This is a genomic window from Streptomyces sp. YPW6, from assembly GCF_018866325.1.
In the GTDB taxonomy this organism is placed as follows: Bacteria; Actinomycetota; Actinomycetes; order Streptomycetales; family Streptomycetaceae; genus Streptomyces.
The window spans coordinates 1341306-1360493 of the sequence record NZ_CP076457.1 but is presented as its reverse complement, the minus strand read 5'-3'; the positions used below and the strand labels follow the sequence as shown (position 1 = coordinate 1360493).

General features: G+C 72.3%; 19 protein-coding genes. 15 read left to right on the top strand and 4 right to left on the bottom strand.

The window, feature by feature from the left end:
• Positions 1-51 precede the first annotated feature (51 nt).
• Positions 52-267: a hypothetical protein gene (locus KME66_RS05935; protein WP_216319768.1), complete on the bottom strand. Its 216-nt coding sequence runs from the start codon at positions 265-267 to the stop codon at positions 52-54.
• Positions 267-488, bottom strand: coding sequence for a hypothetical protein (locus KME66_RS05930; RefSeq protein WP_216319765.1), 222 nt, complete (start codon positions 486-488; stop codon positions 267-269). The genes KME66_RS05935 and KME66_RS05930 overlap by 1 nt, the downstream gene beginning before the upstream one ends.
• Positions 489-647: 159 nt before the next feature.
• Here KME66_RS05930 and KME66_RS05925 point away from each other — a divergent pair, with 159 nt between their 5' ends.
• The 5 genes from KME66_RS05925 (at position 648) to KME66_RS05905 (ending at position 5731) form a co-directional block, all read left to right on the top strand.
• On the top strand, positions 648-1613 hold the full coding sequence (locus tag KME66_RS05925) for a hypothetical protein (RefSeq protein ID WP_216319763.1): 966 nt from the start codon (positions 648-650) through the stop codon (positions 1611-1613).
• Positions 1614-1753: 140 nt separating this feature from the next.
• Complete coding sequence (locus KME66_RS05920; RefSeq protein WP_216319760.1) at positions 1754-2806, top strand: iron-siderophore ABC transporter substrate-binding protein; 1053 nt, start codon at positions 1754-1756, stop codon at positions 2804-2806.
• Positions 2807-2856: 50 nt separating this feature from the next.
• The gene (locus tag KME66_RS05915) at positions 2857-3894 is read left to right on the top strand and encodes an iron ABC transporter permease (protein ID WP_216319757.1); all 1038 of its coding nucleotides are present in this window, start codon (positions 2857-2859) and stop codon (positions 3892-3894) included.
• A complete protein-coding gene (locus KME66_RS05910; RefSeq protein WP_216319754.1) occupies positions 3891-4958 on the top strand; it encodes an iron chelate uptake ABC transporter family permease subunit in 1068 nt (355 codons plus the stop codon). Before KME66_RS05915 ends, KME66_RS05910 begins: the two co-directional genes overlap by 4 nt.
• A 227-nt stretch (positions 4959-5185) precedes the next feature.
• Positions 5186-5731 carry a hypothetical protein gene (locus KME66_RS05905; RefSeq protein ID WP_073220773.1) on the top strand — a complete coding sequence of 182 codons (546 nt, stop codon included), beginning with the start codon at positions 5186-5188 and terminating at the stop codon, positions 5729-5731.
• 108 nt (positions 5732-5839) lie between these two features.
• Here the strand turns inward: KME66_RS05905 and KME66_RS05900 are convergent, their stop codons facing one another.
• Positions 5840-6508 (bottom strand): DedA family protein, encoded by a 669-nt coding sequence (locus tag KME66_RS05900; protein ID WP_216319750.1) that lies wholly within the window; start codon positions 6506-6508, stop codon positions 5840-5842.
• Between the two features lie 27 nt (positions 6509-6535).
• Positions 6536-7423 (bottom strand): SIS domain-containing protein, encoded by an 888-nt coding sequence (locus KME66_RS05895; RefSeq protein WP_216319747.1) that lies wholly within the window; start codon positions 7421-7423, stop codon positions 6536-6538.
• A 229-nt stretch (positions 7424-7652) separates the two neighbouring features.
• Between KME66_RS05895 and KME66_RS05890 the strand changes: the two genes are divergently transcribed.
• The 10 genes from KME66_RS05890 to argF all read left to right on the top strand — a co-directional run bounded on the left by KME66_RS05890 (position 7653) and on the right by argF (position 18967).
• A complete protein-coding gene (locus KME66_RS05890) occupies positions 7653-8450 on the top strand; it encodes a DeoR/GlpR family DNA-binding transcription regulator (RefSeq protein WP_073220781.1) in 798 nt (265 codons plus the stop codon).
• Positions 8451-8678: 228 nt separating this feature from the next.
• Positions 8679-9083 carry a cell division protein SepF gene (locus tag KME66_RS05885; RefSeq protein WP_073220783.1) on the top strand — a complete coding sequence of 135 codons (405 nt, stop codon included), beginning with the start codon at positions 8679-8681 and terminating at the stop codon, positions 9081-9083.
• Between the two features lie 200 nt (positions 9084-9283).
• A complete protein-coding gene (locus tag KME66_RS05880; RefSeq protein WP_073220786.1) occupies positions 9284-9643 on the top strand; it encodes a nucleotide pyrophosphohydrolase in 360 nt (119 codons plus the stop codon).
• Between the two features lie 124 nt (positions 9644-9767).
• The gene (locus tag KME66_RS05875; protein WP_073220789.1) at positions 9768-10283 is read left to right on the top strand and encodes a DUF6099 family protein; all 516 of its coding nucleotides are present in this window, start codon (positions 9768-9770) and stop codon (positions 10281-10283) included.
• 128 nt (positions 10284-10411) lie between these two features.
• On the top strand, positions 10412-11335 hold the full coding sequence (locus KME66_RS05870; protein ID WP_073220792.1) for an LLM class F420-dependent oxidoreductase: 924 nt from the start codon (positions 10412-10414) through the stop codon (positions 11333-11335).
• A gap of 61 nt (positions 11336-11396) precedes the next feature.
• A complete protein-coding gene (mmuM, locus tag KME66_RS05865; protein WP_253208565.1) occupies positions 11397-12383 on the top strand; it encodes a homocysteine S-methyltransferase in 987 nt (328 codons plus the stop codon).
• Between the two features lie 56 nt (positions 12384-12439).
• The gene (locus tag KME66_RS05860; RefSeq protein WP_216319744.1) at positions 12440-13927 is read left to right on the top strand and encodes a 3' terminal RNA ribose 2'-O-methyltransferase Hen1; all 1488 of its coding nucleotides are present in this window, start codon (positions 12440-12442) and stop codon (positions 13925-13927) included.
• A complete protein-coding gene (locus KME66_RS05855; RefSeq protein WP_253208240.1) occupies positions 13924-16524 on the top strand; it encodes a polynucleotide kinase-phosphatase in 2601 nt (866 codons plus the stop codon). Before KME66_RS05860 ends, KME66_RS05855 begins: the two co-directional genes overlap by 4 nt.
• Before the next feature lie 88 nt (positions 16525-16612).
• Positions 16613-17848 (top strand): arginine deiminase, encoded by a 1236-nt coding sequence (locus KME66_RS05850; protein WP_216319741.1) that lies wholly within the window; start codon positions 16613-16615, stop codon positions 17846-17848.
• 114 nt (positions 17849-17962) lie between these two features.
• Positions 17963-18967, top strand: coding sequence for an ornithine carbamoyltransferase (gene argF, locus KME66_RS05845; RefSeq protein WP_216319739.1), 1005 nt, complete (start codon positions 17963-17965; stop codon positions 18965-18967).
• Positions 18968-19188: the final 221 nt, after the last annotated feature.

Sequence of the window (19188 nt, the reverse complement as noted above, 5' to 3'; positions counted from 1 at the left end):
GCCGGGCGGGGTCAAGGCCGCACGTTTGCCGACGGGTTCGGCGACGCCGGCTCAGGCCGCCGCCGCGCCCGTCGGCCGCTGTCCCGTGTACCGGAGCACGGTGGAGGCGGTCACGATGAGCGCGCCGGTCAGCAGGAAGACCACCCGGATCCGTCGAGCGGTACGAAGCCGTCGGAGGCGGTCACCGCGCCCCCGGCCGCACACGGCGTGGACCGCCACGACGGTCAGGGCCGTCATCAGCAGTGGCGTCAGTGGCGTCAGTGGCATCAGTGCCGTCGGTCCGAACCGGAGCCCGGCCTCCCGTGAGGGTGGGCCCGGAAGTCCCGTCCCTCGCTGCGCAACTGCTGGGCCCGCAGCCGGGCCGCCTGCTCGATCAGCAGCCCGTCCGCGTTCTCGGTGGCCCCGCGACGTCCGCGGCGGACCAGCACCACCGCGCACCACGCGGACACCCCGCCGATCCCTGCCAGCAGTGAGACGTACGCCCCCATGACCCCTGCTTCCCCCCTGCTTCGGTCGTACCGGTGAGCACCATGGTCCAGCTTCCCTTGCCCGCCCGACAAGATCGCCCCAGGTTGACTTCATACCCCCTGGGGGTATCTTGGGGGTCGAGTGGCCGCGCTCCGGCGGCCTCGACGAGGGAGTGGGTCATGCAGACCGGTCTCAAGATCACGGCTTTCGCCGCAGGACTCGCGGCGGCCTTCGGGTCGGCGTACGCGGTGGGGGGCGCGCTGGACCCCGTCGCCGCGCCGAAGAAGCCGTCCCATCAGGAGGGCCGGGAGGTGCACGGCGGGAAGGGGCTCCCGGCGGCCGAGGAGGGCGTGGGGGAGGCGGCCGAGCTTCCCGGCGGCCTCCAGGTCTCGCAGGAAGGTTTCACCCTCGATCTCGACACCCCGCGCATCGAGGCGGGCGAGCCGGCCGAACTGCGCTTCGCCGTCGTGGACGAGGGCGCCTCCCGCAACGTGACCGCGTTCCGTCGCGAGCACGGCGAGGAGCTGCACCTGGTCGTGGCGTCGAACGACCTCGTCACCTACCGGCACCTGCACCCCGAGCGCGCCGCCGACGGCACCTGGTCCGCCCCCGTCGAACTCCCCGAGGCCGGCGGCTACCGGGTCTTCGCCGACTTCACCCCGGACGGGAAGGGCGCCGAGGGGGTCGTCCTCGGCGCGGACCTCGCCGTATCCGGCGACGCGCGCCCCGAGTCCCTGCCGAACGCCGAGCGGACGGTGAGGGTCGACGGGTACGAGATCACGCTCGACGGGGCGCTCCGCCCGGGGGCGGACAGCGAACTGAAGCTGGAGGTCGAGAAGGACGGCCGGCCGGTCACCGACCTCCAGCCCCACCTCGGCGCGTACGGCCATCTCGTCGCGCTGCGCGCCGGGGATCTGGCGTACCTCCACGTCCACCCGAACGGCGAACCGGGCGACGGGCGTACGGAGTCCGGTCCCGAGGTCTCCTTCACCGCGACGGCGCCGAGCAAGGGGGCCTACCGGCTCTTCCTCGACTTCCGGCACGAAGGGAAGGTCCGTACGGCCGCCTTCACCGTGCACGCCGGGAGCGAGGCCGGCGGAGTCCCTGCGCCCGGGGGCGGGGAGTCCGACGGCCACGACCACTGAGCGGCGTCCGCCCGACTCGCTTCCCGCTCCCCGGATGGCGGCCCCCGTCGGCCGGTGATGAGGGGGGTGTGTTTGAGCCACCGACCACTCTGGCTTAGGCTTGCCTAACCTTCATTGCTCGGCCAACCTGAGGACCCTTCATGCTCGGCTTCACCCGCGTGCGCCGCCACACCCTCGCCGCCACGGCCACCACCGTCGCTCTCGCCGTCGCCCTGGTCGGCTGCTCCTCGGACGGCGACGGCGAGGAGAAGGACGGGGCGAAGGACTCGGCGAAGAGCGGCGGCGCCTTCCCCGTCTCGATCAAGAGCTCGCTCGGCACCGCGAAGATCGAGGAGAAGCCCGAACGCATCGTCACCCTCGGCCAGGGCTCCGCCGAGACCGCGATAGCCCTCGGTGAGACCCCCGTCGGCATCGAGAGCTACCCGTGGGGCAGCGACAAGTCCGGCTACCTGCCGTGGATCAACGAGGCGGTCAAGAAGTCCGGCGACGAACTCCCCCAGCAGTTCACGGGCGGCGAGGAGATCGACTTCGAAGCCATCACCGAGCTGGAGCCGGACGTCATCCTCGCCCCCTGGTCGGGCATCACGCAGAAGCAGTACGACGTCCTCAAGGACATCGCCCCCACGGTCGCCTACCCCGACCAGGCGTGGAGCACCGACTGGGACCAGCAGATCGACATCATCGGCAAGGCGCTCGGCCGCACCGAGGACACGAACGGTCTCAAGACGAAGATCGAGAAGCAGCTCGCCGACGCCGCGGCCACCCGGCCGAACTACAAGGACGTCACCTTCTCGTACATCTACAACTCCGGCCCCGGCACCCTCGGCGTCTTCAAGCCCGAGGAGCAGCGCGTCAAGATGGTCTCCTCGCTCGGCCTGAAGGTCGACCCGGTCGTCAACGGCTTCAAGGAGACCCCCGGCACCGACTCGGCCCTCATCGGCCTGGAGAACGCCGAGAAGCTCAAGGACAGCGACGTGATCTTCACGTTCTACACGGACGCGAAGAACCGCGAGGAGATCGAGGGCCAGAAGCTGTACGGCCAGATTCCCGCGATCAAGAAGGGCGCCGTCGTCGCGAGCAACGACAACTCCTTCGTCACCGCCTCCTCGATCATCAACCCGCTGACCGTGCCGTGGACGATCGACCGCTACCTGCCGCTCATCGACAAGGCCGTCGAGACCGCCGGCAAGTAACCCCGGCCGGGTATCCGGACCGCCGAGCCCCCAAGGCACACTCCACTCCCATGGCAACCACCACGGTCGCACCCCCGAGCGGTGCGGGTACCTCGCGTACCCGCGCCGCTCGGTCGGCGTTCCTCCTGCTCCTCGGCCTGGCCGCGCTGGCGCTCGCGCTCTGCGCCAGCGTCATGTTCGGCAGTCGTTCCACGTCGTTCGGCGACGTCCTCGACGTCCTGCGCGGCACCGCCGACCCCAACATCACGACCATCATCGAGAGCCGCTACCCCCGCACCGCCCTCGGCGTCCTCGCCGGGGTCTGCCTCGCGGTCGCGGGCACCCTCATGCAAGGCGTCTCGCGCAACCCGCTGGCCGAACCGGGCCTCCTCGGCATCAACGCCGGCGCCTCCGCGAGCATCGTCGCGGCGACCGCCTGGCTCGGGGCCTCCGGGGCCACCGACACCATGTGGTGGGCGCTGCCCGGAGCACTGGTCGCGGGCGTCCTGGTCCATGTCATCGGCTCCGCCGGTACGGGGACGAGCGTGGTGCGCCTGGTGCTCGCCGGGGCGGTGCTCACCGCCGTCCTGATGGCGTTCATCCAGGCGGTGACCCTCAGCAAACCGCAGGTCTTCGACAGCTACCGCTACTGGGTCGTCGGAGCCCTGGGCGGCCGGGACTTCGACGTCTTCTGGTCCGTCCTGCCCTTCGCGGCCGCCGGCTTCCTCCTCGCCCTCGCCCTCGGCCCCGGCCTCAACGCCCTGGCCCTCGGCGACGCCACCGCCGTCGCCCTCGGCTCGCACCCCGGACGCACGAGGGGCGGCGGGCTGCTCGCCGCCACCCTGCTCAGCGCCGCCGCGACCGCAGCCGTCGGGCCGATCGCCTTCGTCGGCCTTGCCGTCCCGCACGTCGTACGGGCCCTGGTCGGCGTCGACTTCCGCGCCCAGATCCTCTTCTCCGCCCTGATGGGCCCCACCCTGCTGCTCCTCGCGGACGTGGTGGGCCGGGTCGTCATGCGGCCCACCGAACTCATGGTCGGCGTCGTCACCGCCTTCATCGGCGCACCCGCGCTGCTCATCGCCGTACGCAGGATGCGGGGCACCTCGTGACCGTCACCGACCGCACCGCCCCCGCCCGCAAGGCGTCCCGGGCCCGTCTGACCATCGGCAGCACCGTGGCGATACCCGTGCGCCGGGCCTCGGTGGCCGCGGGCGCCGGCGTCCTCGTCCTCCTCCTCGCGGCCGCCGTCGCGACCCTGGCCTGGGGGCGCCTCGGCATCGACCTCGCCGACCTGCCCGCCGCCCTCGTCGGGAACGCCGAAGGCAAGGACCGGTTCGTCTTCAACCGGCTGCGCGGGCCCCGCCTCACCGTCGCCATCGGCGTCGGCGCGGCGCTCGGCCTGTCCGGCGCCCTGTTCCAGTCCGTCACCCGCAACCCGCTCGGCAGCCCGGACGTCATCGGGCTCTCCGCCGGGGCCGGCGCGGGCGCCGCGTTCTGCGCGCTGATGTTCCCCGACACGGTCCCGGTCCCCGTCGGCGCGCTCATCGGCGCCCTTGCCGCCATGGCACTCGTGTACGTCTCCACCGGCACCGGCTTCCGCAACCCCGCCCGGCTCGTCATCGCGGGCATCGGGGTCGCCGCGATGAGCACGGCCGTCACCCAGTACGTCGTCTACGCCCTGGAACGGGACAAGGCATCCGTTCTCACCGCGTACGTCAACGGGAGCCTGACCGCGCGCTCCTGGACCGACGCCACCACCGTCTGGCTGGTCCTGCTCGTCGCCACCCTGCCGGCCGCTCTCATCTCCCGGCGGCTCGACATCGGCGAGATGGGCGACGACATCGCCGAGGGGCTGGGCTCCGAGCCGAAGAAGGCCAAGACGCTCGCCGTGTTCCTGGCCATCGCCCTGTCGGCCGCCGCCGTCAGCGTCTCGGGCCCCATCGCCTTCATCGCCCTGACCGCACCTCAGATCGCCCGGCGCCTCACCCGCGGCTCCGGCCCGCACCTGCTGCTCTCCGCCCTCACCGGCGGTCTGCTGCTGGTTCTCGCGGACCTGTGCTCCCAGCAGCTGCCGCTCTTCGACGACCTGCCGGTCGGGATCTACACCATGGCGATCGGCGGTGTCTACCTGGGCTATCTGCTGATACGGGAGTGGCGCAGGGGCGGGCTCTGAAGGACGGGCACCACCAGGGCGCGGCCGGCCGGGGCCGGGCGTACCCCGGCCCTCGGACAGCGAGGGGGCCGGGGTGAACGCCGGCATGCCGTCACGAGGTGAACCCTGAACGCCCTCACGTCGTCAACGGGTCGAGCTCCGTGGCGCCCCGTGATTTCCGGCGGCCTTCGGCCGACCGGAGCAGCGGCGACTGGTCACGTACAGGTTCGTCGACCATACTGCCCGCCGTGGAGCAGAGCATAGATTCGAACAAGAAGCCCGAGTTCGCCGCAGGCACCGACCCGGCGTTCATCCCCCTGCCCGGACTGGCGGCGCCCGCCGGAACCCGCGAGCCGGAACCGGAAGCGGAGTCCCCCGCCGGTGCGAAGGCGGCGGAGATCCGCGACGACGAGGCCGAAGCGCCAGCCGCGGAGGGCGAGGCCGACCAGGAACCGGAAGCGGCGGACGAGGCCGCGGCGGTCGACGGCGAGACGGAGGCTGACGCCGGTGCCGAGGACGGCCCCGTCTTCGAGGTCAGCGACCGCCGTGGTTCGATCCGGGTGGCCCGGGAAGGCGTCCGGTTCCGGCTGGACGACCAGGAGGCCGAGTTCGGCTGGGACGAGATCGCGGCGGTGGAGACCACTCCGGCCCGCTTCGGCCGCAGGTTCACGGTGACCGTCCACCTGTCGAGCCGCCGCTGGTTCAACGCCGAGGTCGAGGCGGCCAACCGCGGCGAGCTGAAGAGCTGGCCCGCCGAGCTGGACAAGGCCTTGGACGCCTACTTCGAGGAGTGACGCCCGTCGGGCAGCGGAGCGGTCGGGCGCGGGACACCCCCGGAGGGTGTCCCGTCGGCCGGGCGGGCCGGACCGGCGCGTCCGGGCCGCCCCGCCCCCTCCGCGGTGTCAGGGCTTCCCGCGTCCGCGGCCCCTCACCCGCAGCGTGACGTAGGCGGCCAGGGCGACCAGGGCCAGCCCCAGGACGACCTTGGACGCGACGCCGACGTACGACCCGACGACGTCCCACCGGTCACCCAGCCCGTATCCGGCCATCACGAGCACCGTGTTCCAGACCAGGCTGCCCGCCGTCGTCAGCCCGACGAACACCGGGAACGGCATGCGCTCCACACCCGCGGGCACCGAGATCAGGCTCCGGAACACCGGCACCATCCGGCCCAGCAGCACCGCCTTGGTGCCGTGCCGGGCGAACCACGCCTCCGTCCGCACCAGGTCGGAGGCCTTGACCAGCGGCAGCTTGGCCCACCAGACGTGCATCCGCTCGCGGCCGAACACGGCGCCGACGGCGTACAGGGCCCCCGCGCCCACGACCGAGCCGAGCGTCGTCCAGAACAACGCCGAGGCGATGCTGAGCACGCCCTGCGAGGCGGCGAACCCGGTCAGCGGTAGGATGACCTCGCTCGGCAGGGGCGGGAACACGTTCTCCAGCGCGATGGCCGCGCCCGCGCCGGGCCCGCCGAACGTCTCGACCAGACCGGCGGCCCAGCCGGCGATACCTCCCTGCGGCTCCGAGGCCGCCGCCAGCCGGTGGGCCGCCGCGGCCAGGGTCAGGTGCATGCCTCCATGGTCCCGCAGCCCCCCGCCTCAGGCCCCGTCGAGAACCACCGAGCGGCTCAGATGGCGCGGCAGATCGGGATCGAGCCCCCGGGCCGCCGCACGGGCGAGCGCGAGGCGCTGAACGCGGACGAGATCGGCCAGCGGGTCGAGGGAGCCGTTCACCCACCGGGCTCCCGTGGCGCGCACCTGCCCCGGCAGGCCCTCGGGGGCCTCGCCGAACATCCAGGTCGTGGTGCCGGTGGTGGAGATGCTGATGGGGCCGTGGCGGTACTCCATCGCGGGATACGACTCCGTCCAGGACAGCGACGCCTCCTTCATCTTCAGCGCCGCCTCGTGGGCCAGACCGACCGTCCACCCCCGGCCGAGGAAGGAGAACTGGGTGCTCCGCAGCAGGTCGTCGGGGAGCGGCTCGGCGAGGGCGGCCTCCGCGTCCGCGACGACCGTGTCGGAGTGCAGCCCGAGGCGGGCCCGCAGCAGGGTGAGGGCGGTCGTGGCGAAACGGGTCTGCACGACGGACCGCTCGTCGGCGAAGTCCAGCACGACGAGGGCGTCCGCCGCCGCTCTGACCGGGGTGTCCGGATCCGCCGTCACGGCCACGGTGCGGGTGGTGCCGCGCAGCCGGTTCAGCAGGTCCAGCACCTCGGTCGTGGTCCCCGAGCGGGTCAGCGCGACGACCCGATCGTAGCCGCGTCCGAAGGGGAACTCGGAGGCGGCGAAGGCGTCCGACTCGCCCTGGCCCGCCCCTTCGCGGAGCCCGGCGTAGGCCTGCGCCATGTAGAAGGAGGTGCCGCAGCCGACGACCGCGACGCGCTCGCCCGCCACGGGCAGGGCGGTGGCCCCGGGGCCACCGGCCAGGGCGGCGGCGCGCCGCCAGCAGGCGGGCTGACTGGCTGTCTCGGTCTCGGCATACGACACGTCTGCACTCCACGGGAACGAGGTGGACCACGGGATGGGGCTGAGCGGGGCCGATCACCCCGCGTGTAGAATTCTGCACGTTACATGCAGTTATCGAGCAAAAACAAGCAAGGTGCAGGTGGGGTGGAGGGCTCCCGGCGCGCCCTGTGCGACGCTTGCGGCGGTCCGGCCCCCGGCGACCGCGTTCCCGCGAAACGCGGGGCCCGCGCCGGACGGTGAGGAGACGCTCTTGTCCAGGGACGCCCGGTGGGACGCGCTGCTGGAACTGGTCGGCAAGCACGGCAGGGTGGATGTCGAGGAGGCGGCGACGGCGCTCGACGTCTCGGCCGCGACCATCCGCCGCGACCTGGACCAGCTGGCCGAACAGCACCTGCTGACCCGCACCAGGGGCGGTGCGGTCGCGCACGGGGTCTCCTACGAACTGGCGCTCCGCTACAAGACGGGCCGCCACGCGCCGGAGAAGCAGGCCATCGGCCGTGCGGTGTCCGGCCTGGTGGCGGTCGGCGAGGTCGTCGGCCTGACCGGCGGGACGACCGTGACCGAGGTGGCCAGGGCGCTGGCGGTACGCCCGGACATCGTGGGCGAGACGGCGGTGGCGGGCGGCCAGCCGACGCTGACCGTGGTGACGAACGCCCTGAACATCGCGAGCGAGCTGGCGATCCGCCCGCAGATCAAGATGGTGGTGACGGGCGGTGTCGCGCGCCCCCAGTCGTACGAGCTGACCGGTCCGCTCGCCGTCGGCGTGATGAACGAGATCACGCTGGACGTGGCCGTTCTCGGGGTGAACGCCATCGACATCGAACGCGGCGCGTACGTGCACCACGAGGGCGAGGCGAGCGTCAACAGGCTGCTCGCGGAACGGGCGCAACGGGTGGTGGTGGCGGCCGACTCGTCGAAGATCGGCAAGCGGGCCTTCGCGCGCGTCTGCGACCTGGGCCTCGTCGACGTCCTGGTCACCGACTCCCGCGTCGGGGCGGAGGCGCGGGAGCGGTTCGCCGAGGCGGGGGTCCAGGTCATCGCCGTCTGAGGGGTCGGCGGTCACGAACGGGTTCCCGGCGGCCGAGAACGTGTTCCCGGTGGCCGAGAACCGGTTCCCGGTGGTCATGAACCGATGTCCGCCGGATATCGGATGCGACACGGAGGCGGACTCGGCCGTGTCGTTGGTAAGCCGAACGGGTGAGGGGCGAGAGGATTGCCCGATGAACAGTGAGTGCAGCCGGTGCCCATCCGACCGGTTCGACGACGGGGTGAACCTGTGAGCAGGTACGACAGGTACGACAGATACGACGCCACCGACGAGCAGTGGGAGGGACTCGCGCAGGTCGTACCCCTGCGCGGCCGTGACGAGTGGCCGTCCCGGATCGACCACCGCACCGTCCCCGACGAGCGTGCCGCCGAACAGCGCCGCCTCGTCGTCCTGCGGGTCCAGGTCTTCGCGGATGCCCGGGAGGTCGCCGAGTACCTCGTCGCCCAGGTGCCGGTGCTGCTCGACCTGACGGCGGCGGAATCGGACGTGGCGAAGCGGATTCTCGACTTCAGCAGCGGTGTGGTCTTCGGTCTCGGCAGCGGTATGCACCGGGTCGACCGCAACGTCTTCCTGCTCGCACCCGTCGGCATGGAGGTCGAGGGGGTCACGCCCGCCGGCCTCGCCCAGTCGTAGGGGCCGGACCCCGGGGGCGGCGGCCCGTGCGGACCGCCGCCCCGCCTGCGTCCTGAGCGGGGAGGGCGGGCGTGCGGGAGGGGTGCCCAGCGCGCGGGAGGGGTGTTCCGTACGTTGGGGGGGCGTGCCCGGTACGTGCGGAGGGGCGTGCCCTGCAGGTGCGGGAGGCGCTGTCGGTGGCCGGTGATAGACCTGGTGCCGTGACGGACATCGACGTGGCAGAACTCCAGCGCCGGCTGGCCGCCTTCGCGGCCGCGCGGGACTGGGGGCAGTACCACACCCCGAAGAACCTGGCCGCCGCGCTCAGCGTCGAGGCCGCCGAACTGCTGGAGATCTTCCAGTGGCTGACGCCCGAACAGTCGGCCGGGGTCATGGAGGACCCCGAATCCGCCCACCGGGTCGCCGACGAGGTGGCGGACGTGCTCGCCTATCTCCTTCAGTTCTGCGAGGTGTTGGGCATCGATCCGACGGCGGCACTGGCGGCCAAGCTGGAACGGAACGAGAAACGCTTCCCTCTGCCGGGGGCCACTGAACCCCCAGATCGTCACTCTTCGGAGTGATCGAGTTATCCACATTCGACTTCGTGTCCACAGATTTCCGATTTCCTCTGGCCTTACGGTGCTGTCTACCTCACTGTGGGTAATGAATGAGGTGAGCGGGTTTTCGTACGGACGGGGGAGACAGATGGAAGCGGAGCGACTCATCGAGGTGGGTCGGCGGGCTCTGGCCGACAGCCGGGGCGCGCTGGACGTCATGGCGGAGGCCTGGCAGGCGCAGGCGCTCGCACGGGCGGTGGGCGGCCGGCTGGCGCTGTGCGGGCCGATGGAATTACGGAGCGAGGCGCGGGCGCTGGGCGAGATCGGCGTCGGATGCTCGGCGTTGGACCATCCCGCGGTGATCTCCGGAGGTGCCAGGGCCGCCCAGTTGTCGGGGATCGGCGAGATCAGGCCGGCCCTGGCAGGGCTCGCGCTGCTGCTCGGCGAGGCCGGGATCGCGCTGGTCGGGGTGGCCTGCGACACGGGGGAGGACGGGCTGTACTGGCAGTGCATCGAGGCCATGGACGCGGCGGACGAATCACTGGACCGTGTGCACGGGATGCTGAGACGCCTGGCGGAGAGGGAGCGGGATCCGGAGCGGGCGAGGGAGCGTGACGGCCCGTACGGCATACGAGGCCCCGCACCGTCGGCGGCGGGGCCCTGAGCGGGGCACCGACAGGGGGCACCGACCGGGGGCGCTGCGAGAGCAGACGGTCGGCTCCGACGAGAGAGGCACGGGCTCCCGGGGGAGGCGAGGGCCGGGCGGCGGCCTCGGGGAGGCAGGATGGAGGCATGGATCTTCGCATCTTCACCGAGCCCCAGCAGGGGGCCGACTACGACACCTTGCTCACCGTCGCCAAGGCCACGGAGGACCTCGGCTTCGACGCCTTCTACCGCTCCGACCACTATCTCCGCATGGGCTCCGGCGACGGACTGCCCGGACCGACGGACGCCTGGATCACTCTGGCCGGACTGGCGCGCGAGACCCGGCGGATCCGGCTCGGCACGCTGATGACGGCCGGCACGTTCCGCCTGCCGGGGGTGCTCGCCATCCAGGTGGCCCAGGTCGACCAGATGTCAGGCGGCCGGATCGAACTGGGACTGGGCGCGGGCTGGTTCGAGGAGGAGCACAAGGCCTACGGGATCCCGTTCCCCAAGGAGAAGTTCGGTCGCCTGGAGGAGCAGCTCGCGATCGTCACCGGGCTGTGGGCCACGGAGGTCGGCAAGACCTTCAGCTACGACGGGACCTTCTACCAGCTCACCGACTCGCCCGCGCTGCCCAAGCCCGCCCAGGCCAAGGTGCCCGTCCTGATCGGCGGTCACGGGGCGACGCGCACCCCCCGCCTCGCCGCGCAGTACGCGGACGAGTTCAACATCCCGTTCGCCTCGCTGGAGGACAGCGAGAAGCAGTTCGGCCGGGTCCGGGCCGCCGCGCAGGCGCACGGGCGCTCGCCGGACGACCTCGTGTACTCCAACGCGCTGATCGTCTGCACCGGCAAGGACGACGCCGAGGTCGCCCGGCGCGCGGCGGCCATCGGCCGGGACGTGGAAGAGCTCAAGGCGAACGGTCTGGCCGGTTCGCCCGCCGAGGTGGTCGACAAGATCGGCCGCTACGGGGCGATCGGCTCGTCGAGGATCTACCTCCAGATCCTCGACCTGGACGACCTGGACCATCTGGAACTGATCTCCTCGCAGATCCAGTCCCAGCTGACCTGACCTGACCTGACCTGACCTGACCTGAAGCGGCCTGACCCGACCCGAGGAGGCAGAGGTGGCCGTGAGCACGGGCGGTACGCTCGCCGACGCGCTGGACGCCGGGCCCGTCCTGCTGGACGGCGGGCTGTCCAACCAGCTGGAGGCACAGGGCTGTGACCTGTCCGACGCGCTGTGGTCGGCCCGGCTGCTGGCCGACGCGCCCGAACAGGTCGAGGCCGCCCACCTCGCCTATCTCCGGGCCGGGGCACGGGTGCTCATCACGGCCAGCTATCAGGCCACGTTCGAAGGATTCGGGAGATACGGGCTCGACCGGGCCGGGACCGAGGCACTGCTCGCCCGCAGCGTGAAGCTGGCCCGGAGTGCCGCCGACGCGGTGCGCCGGGCCGGCCCCGGCCGGGAGACCTGGGTCGCCGCGTCCGTCGGACCGTACGGGGCGATGCTCGCGGACGGCAGCGAGTACCGGGGGCGTTACGGGCTGAGCGTCCGGGAGCTGGAGCGGTTCCACCGCCCCCGGGTGGCGGCACTGGCGGCTGCCGGGCCCGACGTCCTGGCGCTGGAGACGGTGCCGGACCTGGACGAGGCGGAGGCCATGGTCCGGGTGGCCGAGGAGACCGGACTGCCGTACTGGCTCTCCTACAGCGTGGCGGGCGGGCGGACCCGGGCCGGGCAGCCGCTGGAGGAGGCGTTCGCGGTGGCGGCCGGCCGGGAGTCCGTCCTCGCGGTCGGCGTCAACTGCTGCGACCCGGACGAGGTGCGGGAGGCGGTGGAGCAGGCCGTGGCGGTCACGGGCAGGCCCGCCGTGGTCTACCCGAACAGTGGTGAGGGCTGGGACGCCGGGGCGCGTGAGTGGACCGGGCGCGGCACGTTCGACCCGGGCAGGGTGCGGTCCTGGACGCGGGCCGGCGCGAGGCTCGTCGGAGGCTGCTGCCGCGTGGGGCCGTACCTCGTGGCCGAGCTGGGCGGGCGGCTGGAGGACCTGGAGGCCGAGTCGGCCGGGCACCTGGAGCATCTGGAGGCGGCGCAGAAGCCCAAGGGGCCTGCGCAGTAGCCGAGCGGGGCGAAAATGCCTGGTGGGGACGGGGGGTGAGGATCATACTCGGACAGGTGTTCCTGACAATCGGTACGACCGGCACCCAAGAGCGCCCCGCCACTGATCTGGGCTTCCTGCTGCACAAGCACCCTGACAAGGCGCAGGCGTTCTCCACCTCGCACGGCTCCGCGCACGTCTTCTACCCCGAGGCGTCCGCCGAGCGCTGCACGGCCGCACTCCTGCTGGAGGTGGATCCGGTGGCGCTCGTGCGGCGCGGCAAGGGCAAGGGCCGGGGAGGCGCGCCCGACGCGGCGCTCGCGCAGTACGTCAACGACCGCCCCTATGCCGCGTCCTCGCTGTTGTCGGTCGCCCTCGCCGCCGTGTTCAAGTCCGCGCTCGGCGGGGTCTGCCGCGCCATGCCCGAGCGGGCGGCGAGTCCGCTGCCGCTGCGGATCGAGGTGCCCGCCCTGCCCGCCCGGGGCGGCGCCGAGCTGGTGCACCGGCTGTTCGCGCCGCTCGGCTGGGAGCGGGTCGAGGCCACGCCCGTACCGCTGGACGAGCAGTTCCCCGCATGGGGCGACTCGCGCTACGTACGGCTGGTGCTGGAAGGCGAGTTGCGGCTCGCCGACGCGCTGCGGCAGCTCTATGTCCTGCTGCCGGTGCTCGACGACGCCAAGCACTACTGGGTCGCACCCGACGAGGTGGACAAGCTGCTGCGGGCCGGGGAGGGCTGGCTGGCCGACCACCCCGAGCGGCCGCTGATCACCCGGCGCTACCTGGCCCACCGCTGGGGGCTCACCCGTCAGGCGGACCAGGCCCTGGAGCTGGTCCGGCTCGCCGAGTCGGACGACCTCGACGTGGACAGCGTCGACAACGCGGTGGACGAGAGCACCGACACCGAGGAGAAGCCGGTCCCGCTCGCCGTGCACCGGAGGACCGCGATCCTCGACGCGCTGCGCGCCGCCGGGGCGAGCCGTGTGCTCGACCTCGGCTGCGGCCAGGGGCAGTTGGTGCAGGCGCTCCTCAAGGACGCGCGCTTCACCGAGATCGTGGGCGTGGACGTCTCGATGCGCGCCCTCACCATCGCCTCGCGGCGACTCAAGCTGGACCGGATGGGCGAACGCCAGGCCGACCGGGTCACACTGCGGCAGGGCTCGCTGACCTACACGGACAAGCGGCTGGCCGGCTATGACGCCGCCGTGCTCAGCGAGGTCGTCGAGCATCTGGACCTGCCCCGGCTGCCGGCCCTGGAGTACGCGGTGTTCGGTGCCGCGCGCCCCGGGACGGTCCTCGTGACCACGCCGAACGTCGAGTACAACGTCCGCTGGGAGACCCTCCCGGCCGGGCACGCCCGGCACGGGGACCACCGCTTCGAGTGGACCCGGGCCGAATTCCGGGACTGGGCCGGGCAGGTGGCCGAACGGCACGGATACACCGTCCGGTACGTGCCGGTCGGGCCGGACGACCCCGAGGTGGGGCCGCCGACCCAGATGGCCGTGTTCACCCGGGCCACCGAGACCGGTACGACGACCGGGAAGACGAAGGAGGCGGAAGCCGCATGAACAGCACCGACGCCGGCGCGGCAAGCGCCGACGGCATCAGCACCGCCCCGGCGGCCGGCCGCGCCGCCCGCGAGCTGCCGGTGACCGACCTCTCCCTCGTCGTCCTCATCGGCGCCAGCGGATCGGGCAAGTCCACCTTCGCCCGCAAGCACTTCAAGCCGACCGAGATCGTCTCCTCGGACGTCTGCCGGGGCCTGGTCGCCGACGACGAGAACGACCAGAGCGCCAGCCGCGACGCCTTCGACGTGCTGCACTACATCGCGGGCAAGCGCCTGGAGGCCGGGCGGCTCACCGTCGTCGACGCCACCAGCGTCCAGTCCGAGAGCCGCAGGCAGCTCGTCCAGCTGGCCAGGAAGTACGACGTCCTGCCCATCGCCATCGTCCTCGACCTCCCCGAGGAGGTCTGCGCCGCCCGCAACGCGGCCCGCCCGGACCGTGCCTCCATGCCCCGCCATGTCATCCAGCGGCACCGCCGTGAGCTGCGGCGCTCGCTGCGCGGCCTGGAGCGCGAGGGCTTCCGCAAGGTGCACATCCTGCGCACCGAGGAGGAGACCGAGAGCGCCCGTGTGGTCCTGGAGCGCCGCTACAACGACCTGCGCCACCTCACCGGCCCGTTCGACATCATCGGGGACATCCACGGCTGCAGCTCCGAGCTGGAGACCCTGCTCGGCAAGCTCGGTTACGCGGACGGCGTCCACCCCGGGGGCCGCACGGCCGTGTTCGTCGGCGACCTCGTGGACCGGGGCCCCGACAGCCCCGGTGTCTTGCGCCGCGTGATGTCCATGGTGGCGTCGGGCAACGCCCTGTGCGTCCCCGGCAACCACGAGAACAAGCTCGGCCGCTACCTCGCGGGCCGCAAGGTCCAGCTCACCCACGGCCTCGCCGAGACCGTCGAGCAGTTGGAGCGCGAGGACGCCGAGCACCCCGAGTTCCGGGGGCAGGTGCGCAGGTTCATCGACTCCCTCGTCAGCCACTACGTCCTGGACGACGGCAAGCTGGTGGTCTGTCACGCCGGGCTGCCCGAGAAGTACCACGGCCGCACCTCCGGCCGGGTCCGCTCGCACGCGCTGTACGGGGACACCACCGGTGAGACCGACGAGTTCGGCCTGCCCGTGCGCTACCCGTGGGCCGAGGAGTACCGGGGCCGCGCCACCGTGGTCTACGGCCACACCCCCGTCCCCACGACCTCCTGGATCAACAACACCATCTGCCTGGACACCGGCGCCGTCTTCGGCGGGAGGATGACCGCGCTGCGCTGGCCCGAGCGCGAACTCGTCGACGTCCCCGCCGAGAAGGTCTGGTACGAGCCCGTCAAGCCGCTGGTCACCGAGGCGCCCGGAGGCCGGGAGGGCCGGCCCCTGGACATCGCCGACGTCCAGGGCCGCCGCGTCGTGGAGACCCGGTACCTGGGGCGCGTCGCCGTGCGCGAGGAGAACGCCGCCGCCGCGCTCGAAGTCATGAGCCGGTTCGCCGTCGACCCGCAGCTCCTCGCCTACCTGCCGCCCACCATGGCCCCCACCGCCACCTCCCGCGAGGACGGCTTCCTGGAGCACCCCGCCGAGGCGTTCGCGCAGTACGCGGCCGACGGCGTCGAGCGGGTCGTGTGCGAGGAGAAGCACATGGGCTCCCGGGCCGTCGTCCTGCTCTGCAAGGACGCCGAGGCGGCGACCGCCCGGTTCGGCACGGCGGGCCCCACCGGCGCGCTGTACACCCGCACCGGCCGCCCCTTCCTGGACGACCCGGCCCTGACCGAGGAGATCCTGGCCCGGCTCCGCAGTGCCGTCACCGCCGCCGGGCTCTGGGCGGAGTGGGACACCGACTGGGTGCTCCTGGACGCCGAGCTGATGCCGTGGTCGCTGAAGGCCGGCGGGCTGCTCCGTTCGCAGTACGCCGCCGTCGGTGCCGCGTCCGGCGCCGTCTTCCCGCCGGCCGTCGCCGCCCTGGAGCAGGCGGCCGCCCGGGGCATCGAGGTGGCGGGCCTCGCCGGGCACCAGCGGGCCCGCGCGCAGGACGCCGCCGCCTTCACCGAGGCGTACCGGCGCTACTGCTGGCCCACCGAGGGCCTGGACGGGGTGCGCCTGGCCCCCTTCCAGATCCTCGCCGTCCAGGGCCGCTCCCTCGCCGCCGTCCCGCACGACGAGCAGCTGGCCTGGCTGGACCGGCTCGTCGAGCACGACCCGACCGGCCTGCTCCAGGTCACCCGCCGGCTCGTCGTCGACACCGGCGACGAGGCCTCGGTCCGCGCGGGTGCGGACTGGTGGCTGGAGATGACCGGACGGGGTGGCGAGGGCATGGTCGTCAAGCCGCTCGGCGCCCTCGTCCGGGACGCCAGGGGCCGCCTCGTCCAGCCCGGCATCAAGGTGCGGGGCCGGGAGTACCTCCGCATCATCTACGGCCCCGAGTACACCCGCCCGGAGAATCTGGAGCGCCTGCGCTCCCGCTTCCTCGGCCACAAGCGCTCGCTCGCCCTGCGGGAGTACGCGCTGGGTCTGGAGGCGCTGGACCGGCTGGCGGAGGGCGAGCCGCTGTGGCGGATCCACGAGGCGGTGTTCGCCGTCCTGGCCCTGGAGTCGGAGCCGGTGGACCCCCGGCTCTGAGCCCGGGGGTGTCCGGCCGGGCACCCCCGGGACCAACCGGTAGGCGATTCGCCGGGTGAACGGCGCTCCGCGTGGTGAGGATGAAGGCATGGGATTCCATGTCGACTCCGAAGCCGGGCGGCTGCGCCGCGTCATACTCCACCGCCCCGATCTGGAGCTGAAGCGGCTCACCCCCAGGAACAAGGACGCGCTCCTGTTCGACGACGTCCTGTGGGTGCGCCGCGCCCGGGAGGAGCACGACGGGTTCGCCGACGTCCTGCGCGACCGGGGAGTCGCCGTGCACCTCTTCGGCGATCTGCTGCGCGAGTCGCTCGACATCCCGGTCGCGCGGCGCCTCGTGCTCGACCGGGTCTTCGACGAGAAGGAGTACGGCCCGCTCGCCACCGAGCATCTGCGGGCCGCCTTCGAGCAGTTGTCCGCGGCGGAGCTGGCGGAGGCGCTGGTCGGCGGCATGACCAAACGGGAGTTCCTGGAGCGGCACAGCGAGCCGATCTCCGTCCGCTTCCACGTGATGGACCTGGACGACTTCCTCCTCGGCCCGCTGCCCAACCACCTCTTCACCCGGGACACGTCCGCCTGGATCTACGACGGGGTGTCCATCAACGCCATGCGCTGGCCCGCCCGGCAGCGGGAGACCGTCCACTTCGAGGCGATCTACCGCCACCACCCGCTCTTCACCGGCTCGGAGGCGGGCGTCTTCCACCACTGGTCACAGGGGCAGGACGACTATCCCTCCACCATCGAGGGCGGGGACGTCCTGGTCATCGGGCAGGGGGCGGTCCTGATCGGGATGAGCGAGCGCACCACCCCGCAGGCGGTGGAGATGCTGGCCCGCGGCCTCTTCGACGCCGGTTCGGCACGCACGATCGTGGCGCTCGACATGCCGAAGGCCCGCGCGTTCATGCACCTGGACACGGTGATGACGATGGTCGACGGCGACACGTTCACCCAGTACGCCGGTCTCGGCATGCTCCGCTCGTACACCATCGAGCCCGGCAGCGGGCCCCGCGAGCTGAAGGTCACCGACCATCCGCCCGAGCACATGCACCGCGCGATCGCCGCCGCCCTCGGCCTCGACACGATCCGGGTGCTCACCGCCACCCAGGACGTGCACGCCGCCGAGCGCGAGCAGTGGGACGACGGCTGCAACGTGCTCGCGGTCGAGCCCGGTGTCGTCGTCGCGTACGAGCGCAACGCCACGACCAACACCCATCTGCGCAAGCAGGGGATCGAGGTGATCGAGATCCGGGGCAGCGAGCTGGGCCGCGGGCGGGGCGGACCGCGCTGTATGAGCTGCCCGGTGGAGCGGGACCCCGTGGCATGAGCGGCCGACGGAACGCGCACCGACACCCCTGTATAGAGATGCGAGGCATCGTATAGACTTCCAGCCCTGCCGCGCGCAGCGCGCCGATCCCCGCCCGACCCAGGAGCAGTCATCATGGCCATAGACCTCACCGGCCGCCACTTCCTCAAGGAGCTGGACTTCACCTCCGAGGAGTTCCTCGGGCTGGTCGCGCTGGCCGCCGAGCTCAAGGCGGCCAAGAAGGCCGGGGCCGAGGTCCAGCGGCTGCGCGGGAAGAACATCGCGCTGATCTTCGAGAAGACCTCCACCCGTACGCGCTGCGCGTTCGAGGTCGCCGCCGCCGACCAGGGCGCCTTCACCACCTACCTCGACCCCGCGGGCTCCCAGATGGGCCACAAGGAGTCCGTGAAGGACACCGCCCGGGTGCTCGGCCGGATGTTCGACGGGATCGAGTACCGGGGCGACAGCCAGGAGGCCGTCGAGGAACTGGCCGCGCACGGCGGTGTGCCGGTCTTCAACGGGCTCACCGACGACTGGCACCCCACCCAGATGCTCGCCGACGTCCTCACCATGACCGAGTGCCGCGAGGGCCCCCTCGCGGGGACGGCCTTCGCCTATCTCGGCGACGCCCGCTTCAACATGGGCAACTCCTACCTGATCACCGGCGCCCTGCTCGGCCTGGACGTCCGGATCGTCGCCCCCGAGGCGTACTGGCCCGACGAGGCGGTCGTGGCGCAGGCCCGCAAGCTCGCGGAGGTCAGCGGTGCGACCATCACCCTCACCGGCGACGTGGCCGAGGGCGTGGCGGGCGCCGACTTCGTCGCCACCGACGTCTGGGTCTCCATGGGGGAGCCCAAGGAGGTCTGGGCCGAGCGCATCGCCGCCCTCGGGCCCTACGCCGTGACGATGGACGTCCTGCGGGCCACCGGCAATCCGGACGTGAAGTTCCTGCACTGCCTGCCGGCCTTCCACGACCTCGGCACCCGGATCGGCCGGGACGTCCACGCCCGGTACGGGCTGACCGAGCTGGAGGTCAGCGACGAGGTCTTCGAGTCGCCGCACTCCGTCGTCTTCGACCAGGCGGAGAACCGGATGCACACCATCAAGGCCGTGCTGGTGGCGACGCTCGCCGGGAAGTAGCTCCGTCCGCGAGGCCGCCCCGCACGAACGACCCGCGAGGCCGCCCCGCACGAACGACCCGCGCGGATGCCGCGCACGAACGACCCGAGCGGACGCCCGGTACGGGTACGGGGCAGGGGTTCGCATGCTCATACACCTGATTGGGTGAACATGCGTGCTGGTGGCTACGATGACGGCTCTTGGTGGGGTTCGGACCCGGGGGAGACCCCTCGCGGGGACCA